Origin of the sequence: Pedobacter punctiformis, from assembly GCF_027213715.1 — a bacterium.
Classification (GTDB): Bacteria; Bacteroidota; Bacteroidia; order Sphingobacteriales; family Sphingobacteriaceae; genus Pedobacter; species Pedobacter punctiformis.
In genome coordinates this window covers 226,868-245,302 of sequence record NZ_JAPWGM010000002.1, presented here as the reverse complement: position 1 = coordinate 245,302, position 18,435 = coordinate 226,868, and the positions used below count along the sequence as shown (strand labels likewise).

General features: G+C 35.5%; 21 protein-coding genes. 14 read left to right on the top strand and 7 right to left on the bottom strand.

Annotated elements, in window-relative coordinates; genetic code table 11:
- Positions 1-324 precede the first annotated feature (324 nt).
- Positions 325-1,350 carry a S66 peptidase family protein gene (locus O0955_RS06885; RefSeq protein WP_269426803.1) on the top strand — a complete coding sequence of 342 codons (1,026 nt, stop codon included), beginning with the start codon at positions 325-327 and terminating at the stop codon, positions 1,348-1,350.
- 31 nt (positions 1,351-1,381) lie between these two features.
- Here O0955_RS06885 and O0955_RS06880 read toward each other — a convergent pair whose 3' ends face one another.
- Complete coding sequence (locus tag O0955_RS06880; protein ID WP_269426802.1) at positions 1,382-2,695, bottom strand: nicotinamide mononucleotide adenylyltransferase; 1,314 nt, start codon at positions 2,693-2,695, stop codon at positions 1,382-1,384.
- Between the two features lie 150 nt (positions 2,696-2,845).
- Positions 2,846-3,280, bottom strand: a complete 435-nt coding sequence (locus O0955_RS06875) for an Hsp20/alpha crystallin family protein (protein WP_269426801.1) — start codon at positions 3,278-3,280, stop codon at positions 2,846-2,848.
- A gap of 115 nt (positions 3,281-3,395) precedes the next feature.
- On the opposite strand from O0955_RS06875, the gene O0955_RS06870 reads away from it, so the two are divergent.
- Positions 3,396-3,836 (top strand): acyl-CoA thioesterase, encoded by a 441-nt coding sequence (locus O0955_RS06870; protein WP_269426800.1) that lies wholly within the window; start codon positions 3,396-3,398, stop codon positions 3,834-3,836.
- On the opposite strand, the gene O0955_RS06865 is transcribed toward O0955_RS06870, so the two are convergent.
- The 3 genes from O0955_RS06865 to O0955_RS06855 are packed head-to-tail and all read right to left on the bottom strand — an operon-like array spanning position 3,830 to position 6,572.
- Positions 3,830-4,759, bottom strand: a complete 930-nt coding sequence (locus O0955_RS06865) for an alpha/beta fold hydrolase (protein WP_269426799.1) — start codon at positions 4,757-4,759, stop codon at positions 3,830-3,832. The two genes, O0955_RS06870 and O0955_RS06865, sit on opposite strands and share 7 nt — an antisense overlap.
- A 33-nt stretch (positions 4,760-4,792) precedes the next feature.
- The gene (locus tag O0955_RS06860; protein WP_269426798.1) at positions 4,793-6,202 is read right to left on the bottom strand and encodes an FAD-binding oxidoreductase; all 1,410 of its coding nucleotides are present in this window, start codon (positions 6,200-6,202) and stop codon (positions 4,793-4,795) included.
- Position 6,203: 1 nt separating this feature from the next.
- Positions 6,204-6,572 (bottom strand): dihydroneopterin aldolase, encoded by a 369-nt coding sequence (locus tag O0955_RS06855; protein ID WP_269426797.1) that lies wholly within the window; start codon positions 6,570-6,572, stop codon positions 6,204-6,206.
- 113 nt (positions 6,573-6,685) lie between these two features.
- Here O0955_RS06855 and O0955_RS06850 point away from each other — a divergent pair, with 113 nt between their 5' ends.
- The 3 genes from O0955_RS06850 to O0955_RS06840 are packed head-to-tail and all read left to right on the top strand — an operon-like array spanning position 6,686 to position 8,548.
- The gene (locus O0955_RS06850) at positions 6,686-7,876 is read left to right on the top strand and encodes an acyl-CoA dehydrogenase family protein (RefSeq protein WP_269426796.1); all 1,191 of its coding nucleotides are present in this window, start codon (positions 6,686-6,688) and stop codon (positions 7,874-7,876) included.
- Between the two features lie 33 nt (positions 7,877-7,909).
- The gene (locus tag O0955_RS06845; protein ID WP_269426795.1) at positions 7,910-8,287 is read left to right on the top strand and encodes an SRPBCC domain-containing protein; all 378 of its coding nucleotides are present in this window, start codon (positions 7,910-7,912) and stop codon (positions 8,285-8,287) included.
- 48 nt (positions 8,288-8,335) lie between these two features.
- Entirely contained in the window at positions 8,336-8,548 is a 213-nt protein-coding gene (locus tag O0955_RS06840; protein WP_269426794.1) for a hypothetical protein, read from the top strand.
- Positions 8,549-8,643: 95 nt separating this feature from the next.
- On the opposite strand, the gene lysA is transcribed toward O0955_RS06840, so the two are convergent.
- Positions 8,644-9,798, bottom strand: coding sequence for a diaminopimelate decarboxylase (gene lysA, locus O0955_RS06835; RefSeq protein WP_269426793.1), 1,155 nt, complete (start codon positions 9,796-9,798; stop codon positions 8,644-8,646).
- A gap of 223 nt (positions 9,799-10,021) precedes the next feature.
- Between lysA and O0955_RS06830 the strand changes: the two genes are divergently transcribed.
- Positions 10,022-10,186, top strand: a complete 165-nt coding sequence (locus tag O0955_RS06830; protein ID WP_269426792.1) for a hypothetical protein — start codon at positions 10,022-10,024, stop codon at positions 10,184-10,186.
- Here O0955_RS06830 and O0955_RS06825 read toward each other — a convergent pair.
- Positions 10,175-11,488 (bottom strand): aspartate kinase, encoded by a 1,314-nt coding sequence (locus tag O0955_RS06825; protein WP_269426791.1) that lies wholly within the window; start codon positions 11,486-11,488, stop codon positions 10,175-10,177. The genes O0955_RS06830 and O0955_RS06825 overlap by 12 nt on opposite strands.
- Positions 11,489-11,671: 183 nt before the next feature.
- On the opposite strand from O0955_RS06825, the gene O0955_RS06820 reads away from it, so the two are divergent.
- The 8 genes from O0955_RS06820 to O0955_RS06785 all read left to right on the top strand — a co-directional run bounded on the left by O0955_RS06820 (position 11,672) and on the right by O0955_RS06785 (position 18,378).
- Positions 11,672-13,408, top strand: a complete 1,737-nt coding sequence (locus tag O0955_RS06820; protein WP_269426790.1) for a phospho-sugar mutase — start codon at positions 11,672-11,674, stop codon at positions 13,406-13,408.
- A gap of 189 nt (positions 13,409-13,597) precedes the next feature.
- Positions 13,598-13,969, top strand: coding sequence for a hypothetical protein (locus O0955_RS06815; protein ID WP_269426789.1), 372 nt, complete (start codon positions 13,598-13,600; stop codon positions 13,967-13,969).
- Between the two features lie 198 nt (positions 13,970-14,167).
- Complete coding sequence (locus O0955_RS06810; RefSeq protein ID WP_269426788.1) at positions 14,168-14,941, top strand: MbnP family protein; 774 nt, start codon at positions 14,168-14,170, stop codon at positions 14,939-14,941.
- Positions 14,942-14,967: 26 nt separating this feature from the next.
- Entirely contained in the window at positions 14,968-15,978 is a 1,011-nt protein-coding gene (locus tag O0955_RS06805) for a cytochrome-c peroxidase (RefSeq protein WP_269426787.1), read from the top strand.
- The gene (locus O0955_RS06800; RefSeq protein WP_269426786.1) at positions 15,968-16,918 is read left to right on the top strand and encodes a transporter; all 951 of its coding nucleotides are present in this window, start codon (positions 15,968-15,970) and stop codon (positions 16,916-16,918) included. Before O0955_RS06805 ends, O0955_RS06800 begins: the two co-directional genes overlap by 11 nt.
- A 4-nt stretch (positions 16,919-16,922) precedes the next feature.
- The gene (locus O0955_RS06795; RefSeq protein ID WP_269426785.1) at positions 16,923-17,402 is read left to right on the top strand and encodes a hypothetical protein; all 480 of its coding nucleotides are present in this window, start codon (positions 16,923-16,925) and stop codon (positions 17,400-17,402) included.
- 37 nt (positions 17,403-17,439) lie between these two features.
- On the top strand, positions 17,440-17,661 hold the full coding sequence (locus tag O0955_RS06790) for a YHS domain-containing protein (protein ID WP_269426784.1): 222 nt from the start codon (positions 17,440-17,442) through the stop codon (positions 17,659-17,661).
- Between the two features lie 66 nt (positions 17,662-17,727).
- Positions 17,728-18,378 (top strand): SCO family protein, encoded by a 651-nt coding sequence (locus tag O0955_RS06785; protein WP_269426783.1) that lies wholly within the window; start codon positions 17,728-17,730, stop codon positions 18,376-18,378.
- Positions 18,379-18,435 lie beyond the last annotated feature (57 nt).

Below are 18,435 nucleotides of genomic sequence, written 5' to 3'. Positions count from 1 at the left end.
TCGAATCCATTACTAGGCCGCAAAGTATGCGCTCACATGCTTTACAAGTCTGCACGCAGGCTTGATGATTTGGTTATCATATATTTGTTTTGTTGTTAGCTAAGGCTATCCGCGATGGATAGCCTTATTTTTTTGAAAAAAATATCCGATTAAAAAACAATTTTTAATTTATCTGGTTATATAGTTAATTCACATTATACTAATCTTTTACAGATTAATTTGTTTGGTTTAAAGGGATTTATGGATATAAATCCCTTTTCATATTTTTGTTACCTTAGTTTCAGCATTTCAAATCCTATATTCGTTTAAAATATCACATTTTAGATGAACCGAAAACATTTCCTTTCTTCATTTATTGCTTCAGCAGCATTATTGCCTGCATTTAAAAGTTTAGCAAATACAATCGAGCCTGACAATTCCTCCAATTTTAAAATTCCGCCATATCTTAAAGCCGGTGATACCATTGGCATAACCAGTCCGGCCGGATACATTACAACCGAACAAATCCAACCTTCTGTTTTACAAATGCAAAGCTGGGGTTTTAACCTAAAAATTGGCGATACGATAGGCAAACGTGATTTTACATATGGTGGTACCGACTCCGAAAGACTGATAGATTTTCAAAAAATGCTTGATGATCCTAACATTAAGGCCATTATGTGCGCACGGGGTGGTTACGGTTTTGTGCGTATTGTTGATCAACTGGATTTTTCTGGCTTTAAAAGAAACCCAAAATGGATTATAGGTTTTAGTGATATCACAGTTTTACATTGCCATTTAGCCAGACAATTTGGTATTGCATCTATTCATTCTAAAATGTGCAATAGTTTTCCTGATGACTGGAACAAAGCAGAGCCTATACAAATAGAAACCATTCTATCCATTAAAAACGCATTAATTGGCGAAGATATGGCTGCGCTTGCCCCCGCCCATGTAAATAATAAACCAGGAAAGGCTGAGGGTATTTTAGTTGGCGGAAACCTAAGCATCATTGAAACGCTTTGTGGGAGTCAGTCTGATTTAAATACAGATCATAAAATTCTTTTCGTGGAAGATACCGGAGAATATCTTTATAGTTTAGACAGAATGTTTTGGAACTTAAAACGAAGCGGAAAGCTGGATAAACTTAAAGGATTGGTTATTGGTGGTTTTAAAGTTAAACCGGATGATGCCGGAGAGGAATTTGGTAAAACTATTTATGAAATTGTAACGGAAAAAATCAAAGAATATAATTACCCCGTTGCCTTTGATTTTCCGGTTGGCCATCAGCGAAATAACTTCGCTTTGAAGTGCGGAAGTCAATATCAGTTACAGGTTAATGAAACCGGAACGGTATTAAAAACAATATAGATAACCACCAGAAATGATTTCAAAAAGCAATCTAAACGGTTTTCACTTCGTCTTCGCTGTAATCTTTAATATCTGTAATATAGCCGTTTATAAGCAGGAAGTCAAATAAAGGTTTAGCTTCAGCAGTTATTGGCATATTGGCTGTAGTAATCACCTCGTTGGTTTTCTTATCCAAAAATGGATAGGCGAATAACCTAACATTTTTGCTGAACATGTCATTTACATAGCTCAATAACTGACCAGAATAATTCTCACCAAAGTTGGTCGAATTAAATACAAACTTCAAGTTATTGATGTTAGTAGCCAAGCCAACACTTTTTGGTTTACAACGGTCTAAATATTTTGCAAGGCGATTATGACGCGTAAAATTAGATACAATCACAATGTTCCCGGTATCACACATATCCTGGGTTCTCTTCGCTACTGCTTCCAAATCAATATCATCAGGCGTTTCCTGCGCTTCAGTTAAAACATTGGTCAATAAAACCTCAATCATCACGGCCAAATTTCCTTCCTCTACATGATTGGTACGCTTAAATTGCTCTGTTGCTTTATTAAATAAGTTAAAATTAGGATTAGATTTCTGACCATATTTGGTACGCAAAATCATAATGTCCTTTTTATACAATAAATCTTTAGCCTGACGGGGGTGCGCATCCGCATCAAAAATTGCAGCTGCAGAAAAATCCTTCATAATCATATAAAGATTAAGCAGAATATTGTTTGTATCGGGAAAAGCAGGACCTTTTACAGAAATTAAATCAATTTCTACTGAGCCGATAGTCAGGTTATCAGCTAAAGATTCTACCATTAATTTAGGATCCCGGTAATGATAAAATGCCGCATAAAGTAAATTAACGCCAATAATCCCCAAAACACGCTGTTGCATATTTACATCAGTATCCAACAGGCGTACGTGAAAAAAGATTTCGTTAGGCAAACCACCCGGTTCATTTTGGAAACGGAGCCCGACCCAACCATGAGGTTCGTTAGTACGTTTATAATTCAGGGTGGTTACGGTATCTGCAAAGGCAAAAAAAGTACGGCTTTCGTATTTCTCACCAGATAAACGCTCATTCAGCAAGCCAAATTCATGGTCGAGCATTTGTAGAAGCCGGTTTTGACTCACGTAACGGCCCGAAGCTTCTGCTCCATAAATGGCATCACTAAAAGTCATATCGTAGGCCGACATGGTTTTTGCTACTGTTCCGGATGCTGCCCCTGCATTAAAAAAGTTTCTGGAAACTTCCTGACCTGCTCCAATCTCAGCGAAAGTGCCATATATAGCCGGGTCAAGATTTATTTTTAATGCTTTTCGTTTAGTATCCAGAATTTCTCTTTCCATGGCGCAAAAGTACAAAAAAATGACGTTAGGATAAATCCAGATGCAATATAAAATGAATCTAAATACTGTACAGAACAAAAAATAAGGATAACGCCATCCAGCGTTATCCTTATAAACCTAAACTTAAACTAAACTATTATGAAAAAACTTTTATGCGACTACAATTTCTTTGTGTTGTAATTTAGCCTCATCTTTTTTACCAATGTTGATGCTTAAAATACCGTCTTTATACTCGGCAGTAATTTTGTCGCCATCCGCACTGTCTGGTAAGTTAAATGATCTTGCAAACGAACTGTAATCAAACTCCTTACGTGTAAAATCTTTTACAACCTGAGTTTCGTCTTTTTTAACTTCTGCCCAAACCGATAAGGTATCTTTCTTTAAATTAATTTGAAAATCTTCTTTCTTTAAACCCGGTGCAGCCAATTCAATTACGTAAGCAGTTTCGCTTTCGCTAATATTAACATTTGGCGATTTATCAACCATTTTATTTTTAGTTATCGCATCGCTAAACAATGAATCAAAAACATTGTTAAAGTAAGGAGCTGTGTTGCGGGTTTTGTTGTTGAAATTTACAAGTGTCATATCTTTAATTTTTTATTTTTAAATTGATAATTCATCCTATTCAACTTATATACCAATCCCTATTTTTATGATTTTTAAGACATTTTGGCAAAAAACAAGTAAATCAAAAGACAAATTGACAGACATAAAGCGTTTTTCTGACTTTTTTAACTATAAAACCAATATTCCACTTCGTTTTATAGACTTTGATATGATGGGACATGTAAACAATTCGGTTTATTTTACCTACCTGGAAATAGCCCGTACAAAATATTGGGAAGAGATTATTAATTGGGACTGGAAAAAAACCGGGATTGTTATAGCGCATGCCGAGCTGGACTATATTTTACCAATTTTGATGGATGATAAAATAGCCGTACATGTTAAAACATCCAGAATAGGCAATACCAGTTTTGATCTGGATTATCAGATTGTAAAAATTAAAGGTACTGAAGAAGTAATTTGCAGTAAGGGAAAAACTGTGTGTATTGCAGTTGATTATGCAAATGGCAAACCGGTGGCCATACCTGAAGCCGAAAAACAAAAAATGTTAGATTTTGAACAACTAAATCAATAAACTTTAAGCCATTTTTTAACTGCCGATAAGAATGACTGTTGTTGATCAACAAAAAGATAATGTGAGCAATTATCCAAATAAACAAAGTTATTTTTTCCGGTAATATGTTTCATATCCTCAATTTGCTTGTCAGAAAAAATTCCGTCTTGCTTACCATAAATTGCAAAAAGACGGATTTTCTTATCTTTTATTTTCTTCAGAATGGCTTTTGTATCAATGTTTTTAAGTGGTTCGTTCTTATAAAAATTTATTGGGGCATTGTGATTCCTGATATTGGTTTTATAAAAAATACCAGCTTCATAATTTTTGTTTAAATCAACCGCCTCTTTATCTGGGTGCTCCAATTTAAAGTAACCATTTTTTCCGGCCAGATCGAAACAACCTTTTCTATATTCGGCTGAATTTTTATCCAAACCTTCTACATAGGCAACTGTTTTGAGCATAGTGGTATCATTTTTTAAGGCATATATCTTTTTAACCGAGGTTAAAATATGGTTATAAGTTTCTTGCTGGGAGAATAAAGCGCCAGCCAATATTAATGTATTTACCTTTTTAGGATATTTTTCTGAAAACAATGTACCAACCAATCCGCCAAAACTGTGTGCAATAATATTAGCCGATTTAAGGTTGTACTTTTCGTAAATACCATTTAGATCATTAAAAGCCTCCTGATAAGTAAATTTTGCATCAGGATCTGCCGACCGGCCTTCACCTCTTCTATCGTAAACAATTACATAAAAGCCTTTATCAGCCAGTTTTTGAGCAGTTGTGCCTTCAAAAAGTGTTGAATTACCACTTGGTCCGCCGTGAATAAATATAACGGCTTTATTGGTGCGATTACCATATGCGTGACTATAAATTGTTTGTGCTTTCGCAAAGAATATGCTTAAAATAAGGTATAGTGAAACTAAAATAGGTTTCATGAGCATTAATAATCTAAATGACGTTTAAGTTGGTTATTTTAAGTCAGGAATCATTTTGCCTGGATTTAATATGCCTTTTGGGTCAAAAACCTGTTTTATTCCACGCATTAGATTTAAATGAATCTCTGAATATTTTATTGGCATATAATCTTTTTGAACCAGGCCAATGCCGTGCTCTCCCGATAAAGTTCCACCTAAATCTCTTGTAAGTTCAAAAATTTCTGTAATGCCAAATTTCAATTTGTTTTTCCAGTCATCATCACTCATTCCGGCTTTAATAATGTTTACGTGTAGGTTTCCATCACCAGCATGTCCATAGCAAACACTTTCAAAACCATATTTTGCACCAATTTCTTTAATTCCATTAATTAATTCCGGTAAAGCAGCTCTTGGCACCACGGTATCTTCTTCCTTATAAACTGAATTAGATTTGACCGATTCGGCCATTGTTCGGCGCATCCTCCACAATTCTTCTTTTTGAGCCGAGGAATCAGCGAAAAGCACTTCCGTACATTTATGATCTTCTAAAACGATATTGGTTTTCTCACAATTTTTAAAAATGTCATCCAAATCATCTCCATCAAATTCAATCATTAATAAGGCTTTAACATCATCTTTAAGATCAAATTTGATGTCGTCATATTTAATTACCCACTCCACTCCTTTCCGTTCCATAAACTCTAAAGCAGATGGCGTTACACCAGCCCTGAATATTGCTGAAACAGCTGCACAAGCCTCTTCATTTGTGCTGAAAGAACCCATCATTAAAACTGAGTTTTGTGGCTTGGGCAAAAGCTTAGTCACGATTTTAGTTACAACAGCTAATGTTCCTTCCGAACCAATCATCAACTGTGTTAAATTATAACCTGAAGCATATTTTAACGTATTGGCGCCTGTCCAGATTACCTCTCCATTAGGTAAAACGACTTCCAGATTTAAGATATACTCACGAATGGTTCCATATTTTACAACTCTTGGTCCACCAGATCCATGCGCCACGTTTCCACCTATAAAACAAGAACCTTTGCTGCTTGGGTCTACCGGATATAAAAGCCCTTGTTCAGCCACTGCATTAATAAACTCTTCGGTAATTACCCCGGGCTCAACAGTGGCTTGTAAATTCTCTGTATCTATTTCTATAATGGCTTTAAATTTTTCCATGGATAAAGAAACGCCTCCATAAATTGGCAAAGCGGCGCCACTTAATCCAGTCCCGCCACCTCTCGGCGTAACCGGAATGCCATAACCATTACAAAGTTTAAGCAAAGCAGAAACCTCGGCAGTTGTTTTTGGTTTTACAACAACCTCTGGTTGGTAACGTAAATCTTCTGTTTCATCATGGCTATAATTATCCAAACTTTCGGCATCTGTAAAAACTGCGTTTTCGCCTAAAATGCTTTTAATTTCTGCTAATATCTGAGGGTTTAATTTGGTAAAGTTCATTTTATTTTGCTGCTGTATAGGTTAGTTTTACAAAAGAATGGCCTATTTGTCCGGGCATTGGTGGATTTAATTTTTTAATGCTTGCATTTATAATCTCTACAAACGGATATAAGGCTGCAACTTTTGAAATCATATTGTGCAAAACGGTTTCTAAAAGCTTTTGTGTATTTTTCATTTCTGCCAAAATAATTGCATTCAGGTCTTCATAATTTACCGTTTGCTTCAATTCGTCATCAAAGCCCGAAGGTGTAAATATAGTTTCCAAATCTACAATAAAATGATTGCCTGTTAATTGTTCTTCAGGGTAAAAACCATGCAAAGCAAAACATTTTACATCTTTTAAGGCGACAGTTTGTTTTAAATAACTCATTATATCTGTTTGTGAAACAAAATTAAATTTTTATTCATGAATATAATGCCCATTGCGGTAAATTGTTACCTTTGAATTTAACATAATCTCTTAACCAGATAATTTCACTTTACATGAGCAAATCAGCAAAAAAAGACCTTTACGAAGCTCCGGATTACTATTTATTAGATGAACTTTTAACAGACGAACACAAATTAATCCGTTCTACTGCAAGAGAATGGGTAAAAAAAGAAGTTAGCCCGGTTATTGAAGATTATGCACAAAAAGCAGAATTTCCGAAACATTTAATTAAAGGATTGGCAGATATTGGCGCTTTTGGCCCTACTATCCCGGTTGAATATGGTGGTGCAGGACTGGATTATACAGCCTATGGAATTTTAATGCAGGAAATTGAGCGTGGAGACTCTGGAATTCGTTCTACCGCTTCGGTTCAGGGCTCCTTAGTGATGTACCCTATTTATGCATACGGAACGGAAGAACAACGTAAAAAATATTTGCCTAAGTTGGCCAGTGGCGAAATGATGGGCTGTTTTGGCCTAACAGAACCAGATCATGGATCGAACCCTGGCGGTATGGTGACCAATATAAAAGATGCAGGATCTCATTATGTTTTAAATGGAGCTAAAATGTGGATCAGCAATGCACCATTTGCAGACATTGCCGTGGTTTGGGCTAAAGATGAGTCAGGAAAAATCAGAGGAATGGTTGTGGAGCGTGGCATGGAAGGATTTTCTACCCCTGAAACCCACAATAAATGGAGCTTGCGGGCTTCGGCAACCGGAGAATTAGTTTTTGATAATGTTAAAATCCCTAAGGAAAATATTTTTCCGGAGATAAGTGGTTTAAAAGGGCCTCTGGGTTGTTTAAATCAGGCCCGTTACGGTATTGCCTGGGGTGCACTTGGTGCGGCAATGGATTGTTACGATACGGCTTTAAGATATTCTAAAGAAAGGGTTCAATTTGGAAAACCAATTGGAGGTTTTCAGTTACAACAAAAGAAACTGGCCGAAATGGTTACCGAAATTACCAAAGGACAATTATTGGTTTGGCGTTTGGGTGTTTTAAAAAGTGAAAACAGGGCAACAGCCGAGCAAATATCTATGGCTAAAAGAAATAGTGTAGAAATTGCATTGGATATTGCCAGAAACGCCCGTCAAATGCTTGGTGGAATGGGTATTACAGGTGAATATTCAATTATGCGCCATATGATGAATCTGGAATCTGTGGTAACGTATGAGGGCACACATGATATTCATTTATTGATTACCGGAATGGATGTAACGGGTTTAAATGCTTTTAAGTAGATTTGTACGTTTAAATTTTACATAAAAGACAAAATGGATTTTAAGAAATACGTCTACATTCCAGCTACTCCTGAAGAGGTTTATCTGGCTTTGACAAAAGACATCAGTATAAAACTTTGGACGGGTGCTGAAGTAGAATTTGAAGAAAAGGCTGATACTGAATTCTCTTTATGGGATGGTGATATTGTAGGAAAGAACCTGGAATTTGAACCTAATAAAAAAATTGTACAGCAATGGTATTTTGGTGAAGATAACGAACCTTCTATTGTAACCATTAAACTGCATGAGGATAAACCGGGAACATCTTTAGAATACAGACAAACTAATATTCCTGAAGAAGACTTTAAAGAATTTACCGAAGGTATTGAAGAAAATTACCTTGGCGGACTGATTGATTTCTTTGAAGATTAAAACTTAAATACACCTTGCTTGTTATGATTTTAACCAATATCTAAAATCATGAACAAAACATTTGGAGTTATATTAATTTTTCTGGGCGTTATCATGTTGGTTTGGACAGGTTTTTCTTATACCAAAAAAGAAAAAGTTGTTGATGCCGGTCCCATTCAGATATCTGCAGATAAGCAGAAAAATGTAAACTGGCCGCCTTATGTGGGTGGCATTATTTTAATTGCCGGAGTTTTTATTTTCGTAACTGCACGAAGGAAATAATTAAATTTGTCATTCTGGAGGAATGAAGAACCTGTAAATGATTGAAATAATTGATATTCAGAAACAGGTTCTTAATTCCTCAGCATGACGTTTTTTTATATCTCGTTGCTATAAACAGATCTTATAGCATCTCTTAAGTTATATTTTGAAGCCATTACCTCTCCATACGCACCTGCACTACGGATGGCAAAAATATCACCTCTAAAAGATTCAGGTTGTTCTACTTCCTTACCAAAGCAATCTGTACTTTCACAAATTGGTCCAACAATATCATATTTGGTAGAATTGCCTGCACCTCTGGTTAAGTTTTCAATTTTATGATAGGCCTGATACAATGCAGGACGCATCAATTCGGTCATCCCGGCATCAAGAACAACAAAATTCTTTTTCTTGCCATTTTTAATGTATAACACCCTGGTAATTAGGGAGGCAGACTGTCCAACTAAAGCCCTGCCTAATTCAAAATGAACTTCCTGATCTGGTTTAACGTCTAAAAATTCATTGAATATTTTAAAATAGGATTCAAAATCAGGGATCTGGTGATCAGGTTCGTAATAATTAATACCTAAACCACCGCCTACGTTTAAAACTTTTAAAGTAAAACCTTTATCTTCAAACCATTTGGCAAATTCATTTACGCGAACACAAAGATTTTTGTAAACGTCTAAGTTTGTAATCTGCGATCCGATGTGAAAGTGAATACCAATAAATTTAAGATTTGGAGATGCTTTTAAAGTTTCGGCACATTCCGGTAAATCCCATGAGTTAATTCCGAATTTATTTTCATCCAATCCTGTGGTAATGTTGTGGTGTGTATGTGCATCTACATTTGGGTTAATGCGGATAGCCACCTGAGCGGTTTTTCCTTTTTTTACAGCAAGTTCATTTAAAACTTCCAATTCCTGAATAGATTCAACATTAAAACAGAAAATATCAAGATCTAAAGCCTCATTAATTTCTTTATCAGATTTACCAACACCTGCAAAAACGATTTTTTTACGATCGAAACCAATTTCTACCGCTTTTCTAACCTCACCAGCACTTACACAATCCGCACCAAAACCAATTTCTTTGATCTGATCAAGCAAAACCTGATTAAAATTAGCCTTTAAAGCATAATGGATATGAAATTTATATGCAGCGGCAGCATCAGCACAAGTGCGCAATGTTTTCTGCAACAAATTAGTATCGTAGTAGTAAAAAGGTGTTTCTATATTGTTAAACTTTGATATATCTTTATCGGCGAACATGTTCAAATTCCTTATTATAATTTTAATTATTTTCTTTGGCCTAATTTATTGGGGTAACCACCTGGATTTTAAGCATGCAAGAATTACCCGGAAACAATATGATGGTAAAATCAGGTTTTTTATCCTTTTACTTTTTATTGTTTTATTTCTATTATTCTTTAGAAGATTATGACCTGGTCTTAATTTTTCTGATCAGTTCACCATCTTTTACAAACAACATTTTATGAAAATTGCAGCCGCCATATTTATTACGCTTATCATTACCCTGGGTTTATTAAATTCTTACCAGAAGTATAAAAAAGGACTTTTACCGATAAATTTCTTAGCCATTCATCTCTTTATCGGCCTTATGGTGCTTACCGCCTGTTTCTTTTTATTATTCGAATAAACGGTTGTGCAAACTTCTTAAAGCTTCAGTTTTATACTCGCTTAATATGAGTAAAGAAACATTGTAATTGCTTCCTCCGTAAGAAATCATACGGATTGGAATGTGTTTCAACCCTTCTAAAACCCTGCTTGCAAAGCCATGTTTTTCAGAACAGAAATCGCCAACTACACAAACAATACTGTGATCGGTATCAACCTCAACAGTACCAAAACTTTCCAGTTCTTCGATGATTTTTGGTAAATGAGCAGTTTCATCAATCGTTAAAGATACAGCAACCTCAGATGTCGTAATCATATCAATTGGTGTTTTATAACGTTCAAAAACTTCAAATACCCTGCGTAAAAAGCCATAAGCCAGCAACATGCGGCTTGACTGGATACGGATTGCCGTAATGCCATCTTTAGCAGCGATTGACTTTATTTTACCTTTTTCGCTATCGTGCGTAATTAATGTACCGGCGGCTTGCGGCTCCATGGTATTTAATAAACGAACCGGAATTTTATATTTCTGCGCCGGAAAAACAGATTGTGGGTGAAGAATCTTCGCTCCAAAATAAGCCAGCTCGGCTGCTTCATCAAAAGATAACTGAGCAATTGGTTTGGTCCCCTTAACAATACGTGGGTCGTTGTTATGCATGCCATCAATATCTGTCCAGATTTGAACTTCTTCTGCTAAAATAGCAGCACCTAGTAATGAGGCTGTATAATCACTTCCGCCACGGCGCAAATTATCTACTTCGCCAAAACTATTGCGGCAAATGTAACCTTGAGTAATAAAAAGTTTGTTATCCTTATGTTTTTCCAATAAAGGCGTTAAGTGCTTCGTTGTAAAAGGAATATCGGGCTCACTATCCTCATCAGTTTTCATAAAATCTAAAGCCGGAAGTAAAACAGAAGGTACTCCGATAGATTTTAAGTAAATGTGGTATAAAGTTGTCGATAACAATTCGCCTTGCGCTAAAACTACTTTTTCTTCAATTGTAGTAAAAATATCGTTGGCCAAACCTGCTAAAAAACCAAAATGGTAATCAATTACTTCATTACCCTGCTCCTGAAACTCTGCAGCCGGCAAAAGTTCAATAACAAAGGTTTTATATTTTTGATACAGGTTTTCAACGCAATCGCTTCCCTTCTTCTTATCTCCAGCTAAAAAATTACTTGCAATTTCTACTAAACTATTTGTAGTTCCGGCAACAGCCGATAAAACCACAATCTGCTCTTCATTTGGATTAATGATATCCAACAACTTCGTCATGCGCTCGGGACTACCTACAGAGGTACCCCCAAATTTTAATATTTTCATTTTTATACTGGAATATGTAATTTTCTTTATTATTGTATCGGGGCGTGAAATTAAACAAAAGGAGTTTAAAATCAACATCCTCAACAAAATAAAATTTGGAACAAATCAAAATATTTTGATTTACACCAAACATCCCTCATTTAAAATTGTTCAAAACCAGATATTAAATTAAAAACAAGCTCAATGCAAGCAATTGATCAAGCAACACAAACCACCATTAATAAGTGGTTAAGTGGAAATTACGATGAAAATACAAAAGCTGAAATTCAGGCTCTTGTAGATAAAGATGCAGTTACAGAACTTACTGATGCATTTTATAAAAGTTTAGAATTTGGAACCGGAGGTTTACGCGGCATCATGGGTGCAGGTTCTAACCGGATAAATAAATATACTATTGGTACGGCAACTCAGGGTTTAGCTAATTATTTGAACAATAAATACCCTGGAGAAAAAATTAAGGTGGCCATTGCGCATGACAGTCGCAATAACTCTGATTATTTTGCAAAAATCACAGCGGATGTTTTCTCTGCAAACGGAATACATGTTTATTTCTTCTCCGCACTAAGACCAACACCTGAGCTTTCTTTTGCAGTTCGTCATTTTGGTTGTAAAAGTGGTGTAATGTTAACAGCTTCCCATAATCCTAAAGAATACAATGGTTATAAGGCCTATGGTGCCGATGGTGGTCAGCTTACTGCGCCTGATGATAAATTGGTTATTGATGAAGTCAATAAAATCTCCAGCATTGATGAAGTTAAATTTGATCGCGTTGATGCAAATATTGAGTTAATTGGCGAGGATGTAGATAAACTTTACTTAGATGGCATTACGGCCCTTTCTATCTCACCAGATGCCATAAAAAGACAGCATGATTTAAAAATTGTTTATTCTCCTATTCACGGTACCGGAATAACTTTAGTACCTAAAGCGCTGCAACAATTTGGTTTTACCAATGTAACGCTGGTTGAAGAACAAAGTATACCGGACGGAAACTTTCCTACGGTAGTTTATCCTAATCCTGAAGAAAAAGAAGCATTAACACTGGCGCTTAAAAAAGCTAAAGAAATTGATGCAGATTTAGTTTTAGCAACTGATCCGGATGCTGACCGTGTAGGTATTGCAGTAAAAGATAATACCGGCGAATGGTTATTGCTTAATGGTAACCAAACTGGAAGTTTGCTGATTAATTATTTATTAAGTGCCTGGGAAGAAAAAGGTAAGTTAGATGGAAATAAGTTTATTGTTAAAACCATTGTTACTTCTAACCTGATTGAAGAAATTGCTAAGAAAAAGAACGTTACTTTTTACAATACCTTAACCGGATTTAAATGGATCGGTCAGATTATGACTGAGCTTGAGGGTAAAAAATACTTTATTGGCGGTGGTGAAGAAAGTTACGGTTATTTAATCGGCGATTTGGTACGTGATAAAGATGCGGTAGTTTCTGCTGCATTTATTGCAGAAATGACCGCTTACTATAAGGATAAAGGAAATAGTTTATACGATGCTCTGCTTGATACCTACATAGAATATGGCTTGTATAAAGAAGATTTAGTTTCTATAACCAAAAAAGGCAAAACCGGCGCAGAAGAAATTAAAGCAATGATGGAAAAATTTAGAAATAATCCACCTGCTACGCTAGGAGGTTCAAAAGTTTCATTATTAAAAGATTATGAATTAGGAAATGAAACTGATTTATCCACCGGAAAAGTAAGTAAATTAGCCTTACCTAAATCGGATGTGCTTCAATTTATTACCGAAGATGGAAGTATTGTTTCTGCCCGCCCGAGTGGAACAGAGCCTAAAATTAAATTTTATTGCAGCGTTAATGCACCATTAGCCAGCAGAGCAGATTTTGATACTGTTAACGAAAAACTTGCAGAGAAAATTAAAGCTGTAATGACTGATTTACAAGCATAATTCAATTTTGCCACGGAGGCATTGAATGCACAGAATTATCTGTGTTAATCTGTGATTTCCGTGGCAAATTATTTAAACGTGCCTTGCAATAACAATCAGTGTAAACATTTTAGGTGATTACATTGAACAAAGGAAACAAAATTTTATTTGTTGCAATCAAATTCGTTTGTACATTTGCAACCAATAGCTATGTTCAAAAGAATCCTTATATTCTTCTTAATCACATCAATATTATCCAACGGCGCCATGCAGTTGGTTGTATATTCTGGCTATAAACTTAATAAAGAATACATCACAAGCGTATTTTGTATCAATAAAGAACATCCTGAACTACATTGTGATGGTAAATGTTTTTTAGCGACCAAATTAAAAGAACTTGAAAAAAAGAATAAAACAGAACAGGAAAATCTGCGCAGGGTAATTGAAGCAGAGCCTTCTTTTAAATTCGTTGTTCTTAATCATGATATTCCTTTCTTTGAGATAAAATCTGAAATTGGTTATTTACAAAAACCACTTCCTTCTTTACATTTATCCATTTTCCAGCCACCGAAACTGGTTTAAATAAATTTATTCTTTTATGTGATAGCTCTGCTACCGCATGTTTTAGGCTATTTGTCATTCTGAGCGTAGCGAAGAATCTCTAGGCCAGGAACTACTAATCTGCTTTCTGCTGTAATACCAATTTCTACTAAAATGTAGATCTTCATTGCATTCAGAAATGACAGAAGATTATGAATTCACTTATCCATATTTCAAAAAATGAAATTATCACAATACTTACTGGCATTAATTTGTCCTGTTATACTTTTATCTGCTTCATGCAAAAAAAACAACGATAGCATTGCTACAGACACTAAATCTTCTTTTAATATAGAGTTTGAAAACCAGGTTAATGGTGCTGCATTAACCTTAGGAACAAGTACTTATAAAAACGCTAAAGGCGAAGATTTTAAGATCAATGTTTTTAAATATTATGTAAGCAATGTTAAATTAACTAAAGCTGATGGAACCGTATTTGCAGTACCAGAAAGTTATTTTTTAATAGATGCTTCAAAAGACAACTCTAAAATGATCACCTTAAATAACATTCCAACAGGTGATTATACCAAAATTGAATACACCATCGGCGTTGACTATGCCCGTAATTTTGCAGGTGCGCAAACAGGCGCTTTGGATCCAACAAATGGCATGTTCTGGACCTGGAACAGCGGTTACATCTTTGTAAAGCTTGAAGGTACTTCGCCACAATCTACTGCACCCAATAATGCATTAACTTTTCATATTGGTGGGGTTTTGGATCCAAATAATACCATCAGAACTTTTGCTACTGAAATTAATGCAGCAAATCCATTGAGAATAAGAATGGATAAAAAGCCTGAAATGCATTTCATTGTTAATGCAGCAGCTCTTTTTACCGGAAAAACAGACATTAGCTTTGCGACTTTAAATTTTACCATGGGTGGTGCAAATTCTGTTTTGGTGGCTAATAATTATGCTAACGGTTTATTTCGATTAGATCATATCCATAATTAATGGTAAGGAAGTCAACAGTCTTCGCAATGCTTTTTTTAAGCATTGCGTTGATGTATGCTTGCAGTAAAAACGAAGGAGAATTAAAGCCTGAAGAAAAATCGGTTATTTTTGAAAGGCCTTCCAATTTTCCTGACCCGGCATACAACTTTGAGAATAATATGCTAACCAAAGCAGGCTTTGCATTAGGGAAAAAATTATTTTACGAGGCACGTTTATCAGCAGATAAAAGTGTTTCTTGCGGAAGTTGTCACCAGCAATTTGCCGCCTTTACCCAGCTCGACCATAAAGTGAGTCATGGGGTAAACAATTGCCAGGGTAAGCGCAACACACCTCCCCTTGTTAACCTGGCCTGGCAAAAGGCTTTCTTTTGGGATGGTGGCGTAAAAAATCTGGAAACTTCTCCGCTAAACGCCATTACCGATGCCTGTGAAATGGGTACTGATTTAGAAACCATTGTCGCTTTTTTAAAAAGTACAGCGCCTTATCTAGCCTTATTTAAACAAGCCTTTGGTTCAACAGAAATCAATTCTCAGTTGATTTTAAAATCGATTACTCAGTTTACAGGTGTTTTAGTTTCAGCTCATTCCAGGTACGATAAAGTAATTAGAAAAGAAACCGGGTCTGTTTTTACTGATGCAGAACAAAAAGGATACAACTTATTTAAAGAAAAATGTGCCTCGTGCCATAAAGAGCCATTTTTTACAGATTTTGATTATAAAAGCAATGGTTTGGATATAATAAGTACAGATGAAGGCAGAGCGCATATTACCGGAATAAATTCGGATAAGGGGAAATTTCGCGTGCCTACATTAAGGAACATCGAATATACTTCGCCTTACATGCACGATGGACGGTTTTATAGTCTGGATGAGGTATTAGAACATTACAACTCAGGTATTAAAGCATCCGAAAATTTAGATCCGCTACTTAAAAACGGGATTCCTTTAAGCGAACCTGAAAAAGAACAAATCAAAGCATTTTTAAAAACATTAACAGATTATGAATTTATCAAAAACACATTATATAGTGAAACGTAGATTATTGATATTGATCTTCCTGCTCATCAGTGTACAAACTTTTGCATGCGACATTTGTGGCTGTTTCATGGGCATTACGCCTTATTACAACAGGAACAGCATCAGTATGTTATACCGTTACCGTTCATTTAATGGTTACGAAGGCCAGTCACATTCATTATTTCCTAACAGCGGTAGTTTTTTTATTCCGGCCAGAAGTCAGAACCAGCCGTTAACCGGTCATAACAACAATCCGACAGATTACGAGATTTATCGTTCACTGGAAATCAGAGGAAGGTATTTTATAACGGATAAGCTTGAAATTAACGCCATTGTGCCTTATGCATCAAATTCAGAAAGATATAATGGTTATACTTCTTCTATTTCGGGCATTGGCGATGTAAATCTTTATGCGGGTTACCATTTATTCAGAAAGCTGGAGGATAATTTCAAACAGCAGCTGATTGCAGGTGCAGGGATAAAACTGCCTACAGGAAAAAATGATTTTAAAAATTTCGAAGGTATCCGTTATTCTTCTTTAATGCAGGCCGGAACAGGCAGTACGGATGGTTTTGTTTATTTAAACTATATGATTGGGTTGGGGAAATTTGGTGCCAGTTTAAATACTTCTTACAAAGTAAATGGCAAAAATAGTGAGCAGGAAGGTATTGCAAATAGTACAACCAGTTTTCTGAATATCTTTTATACGCAAAGAATTAACAAAGACTGGCAGGTTATGCCTTCAGCACAATTTTTTTATGAGTATTCGGCTGGTGAAAAATATAAAGGACAGCAAACCGGAGAACATAAAATGAATAACCTGATGGGCGGACTTGGCGCAGATATTTTTTATAAGAATATTGCTTTAAATGCAGGTATTCAAAAAAATATCTGGGAGGCTCAAACCGATCACCCAATGAGCGCAGGTAAAGTATATGTTGGGCTTACTTATAATTTTTAAAAAAATGAATACTAGTTTAAAAAAGATCCGCAATTGTACAATTCTTGTATTTACATCTATATTAATGGCTTGTAAAACTACTCCTGACGCTGAAGCCATCAAAAAAGAAGTACTTAACATTCATGATAAGCTTATGATTGACGGTGAAAAAGTGATCAAAAACAGAATGATTTTAGACACTGTTCTACTGTCTGATAAAGTGAAAACAGCGCCTGATTCTACTTTACAAAAGCAGAAAATTACGGATTTAATTACCAGGCTAAACAAAGCGGATGAGTTAATGATGGATTGGATGCATGAATTTAAAGACGACTATAAGGGTAAAGCAGAAGAGCAAAATCTGGCCTATTTCAAATCCGAAATGATTAAAATTCGTGGTGTAGAAGACACTTATATCAGAATTATAAGAGAATCTGATTCAGTTTTAAATCTCTATCATGCGAAATCAGCCTCCGTCAGAATTAAAACACATAAACATGAATAAAATGAAAACAATAAGCATTACTGCCTTCGTTATAATAATGGCATTCACATCGCTAAGAGCAAAGGAAAACCATTTAACAAACAATAGTAAATTATTAACAGATACCCTTAAAAAAGACGGTATTGATCCCGTTTGTAAAATGAAAGTTAGGGCTGGCAATATAAAAACCGCTACTTATGACCAGTTGGTTTATGGCTTTTGTTCAGAAAGCTGCAAACAAAAGTTTGTAAAAGAGCCCGCCAAATACATCAAAAAATAATTGATGTTATAAATAATTGTCTTCTGCAAAGCAGAGGTCGTATATTTACATTTTTAACACAAGAACATGAATAAAATTACCTCATCAATCGCAATATGTTTGTTATCTGTTGCACTGATTTCATCTTGTAAGCAAGATAGAAAACTTCCATTTTATGGCGAGCGCCATGCAGAAGTTAAAAAAGATGCAGCAGGTGTTGATAAAATTGATACCGTTTATCAAACCATTCCGGCCTGGTCATTCTTAAATCAAGACAGTACCTTAATTACCAATACGGCAACTAATGGTAAAGTTTATGTAGCCGATTTCTTTTTTACTTCGTGTACAACCATCTGCCCAACCATGCACCGCAATTTAATGACAGTTTACAACGAATTTAAAGCCAATCCTGATGTGATGTTTTTGTCACATACCATTGATTTTAAATATGATAAACCTTCCGTATTAAAAAAATATGCACAAAAATTAGGCGTAGATGGCCCAAAATGGCAATTTGTTTATGGATCTAAAGACAGTGTTTATACTTTAGCCGAAAAAAGCTATTTAGTTGCTGTTGGCGAAGACAGCACCGCTAAAGATGGCTATATTCATCAGGGTTATTTGGTGCTTATCGATAAAGATAAACGCATCCGTGGCGCTTATGATGGTACCAAACAGGATCAGGTAGAGCAATTAAAAAAGGATATTCCGCTTTTATTGGCTGAATATAAAAAATAGATTTTTTTTGCCACGGAAACATAGACTTGCATGGAATCAATTCAATTTATGTGCTTT

Excerpts from the sequence above, each read along its gene's own strand:
- O0955_RS06880 (WP_269426802.1), bottom strand. The coding sequence starts at position 2,695 with ATGGAAAGAGAAATTCTGGATACTAAACGAAAAGCATTAAAAATAAAT.
- O0955_RS06885 (WP_269426803.1), top strand. The coding sequence starts at position 325 with ATGAACCGAAAACATTTCCTTTCTTCATTTATTGCTTCAGCAGCATTA.
- O0955_RS06845 (WP_269426795.1), top strand. The coding sequence starts at position 7,910 with ATGGATTTTAAGAAATACGTCTACATTCCAGCTACTCCTGAAGAGGTT.
- O0955_RS06815 (WP_269426789.1), top strand. The coding sequence starts at position 13,598 with ATGTTCAAAAGAATCCTTATATTCTTCTTAATCACATCAATATTATCC.
- O0955_RS06875 (WP_269426801.1), bottom strand. The coding sequence starts at position 3,280 with ATGACACTTGTAAATTTCAACAACAAAACCCGCAACACAGCTCCTTAC.
- O0955_RS06810 (WP_269426788.1), top strand. The coding sequence starts at position 14,168 with ATGAAATTATCACAATACTTACTGGCATTAATTTGTCCTGTTATACTT.
- O0955_RS06830 (WP_269426792.1), top strand. The coding sequence starts at position 10,022 with ATGAAAATTGCAGCCGCCATATTTATTACGCTTATCATTACCCTGGGT.
- O0955_RS06805 (WP_269426787.1), top strand. The coding sequence starts at position 14,968 with ATGCTTTTTTTAAGCATTGCGTTGATGTATGCTTGCAGTAAAAACGAA.
- lysA (WP_269426793.1), bottom strand. The coding sequence starts at position 9,798 with ATGTTCGCCGATAAAGATATATCAAAGTTTAACAATATAGAAACACCT.
- O0955_RS06850 (WP_269426796.1), top strand. The coding sequence starts at position 6,686 with ATGAGCAAATCAGCAAAAAAAGACCTTTACGAAGCTCCGGATTACTAT.
- O0955_RS06865 (WP_269426799.1), bottom strand. The coding sequence starts at position 4,759 with ATGAAACCTATTTTAGTTTCACTATACCTTATTTTAAGCATATTCTTT.
- O0955_RS06855 (WP_269426797.1), bottom strand. The coding sequence starts at position 6,572 with ATGAGTTATTTAAAACAAACTGTCGCCTTAAAAGATGTAAAATGTTTT.
- O0955_RS06820 (WP_269426790.1), top strand. The coding sequence starts at position 11,672 with ATGCAAGCAATTGATCAAGCAACACAAACCACCATTAATAAGTGGTTA.
- O0955_RS06785 (WP_269426783.1), top strand. The coding sequence starts at position 17,728 with ATGAATAAAATTACCTCATCAATCGCAATATGTTTGTTATCTGTTGCA.
- O0955_RS06795 (WP_269426785.1), top strand. The coding sequence starts at position 16,923 with ATGAATACTAGTTTAAAAAAGATCCGCAATTGTACAATTCTTGTATTT.
- O0955_RS06860 (WP_269426798.1), bottom strand. The coding sequence starts at position 6,202 with ATGAACTTTACCAAATTAAACCCTCAGATATTAGCAGAAATTAAAAGC.
- O0955_RS06825 (WP_269426791.1), bottom strand. The coding sequence starts at position 11,488 with ATGAAAATATTAAAATTTGGGGGTACCTCTGTAGGTAGTCCCGAGCGC.
- O0955_RS06790 (WP_269426784.1), top strand. The coding sequence starts at position 17,440 with ATGGCATTCACATCGCTAAGAGCAAAGGAAAACCATTTAACAAACAAT.
- O0955_RS06840 (WP_269426794.1), top strand. The coding sequence starts at position 8,336 with ATGAACAAAACATTTGGAGTTATATTAATTTTTCTGGGCGTTATCATG.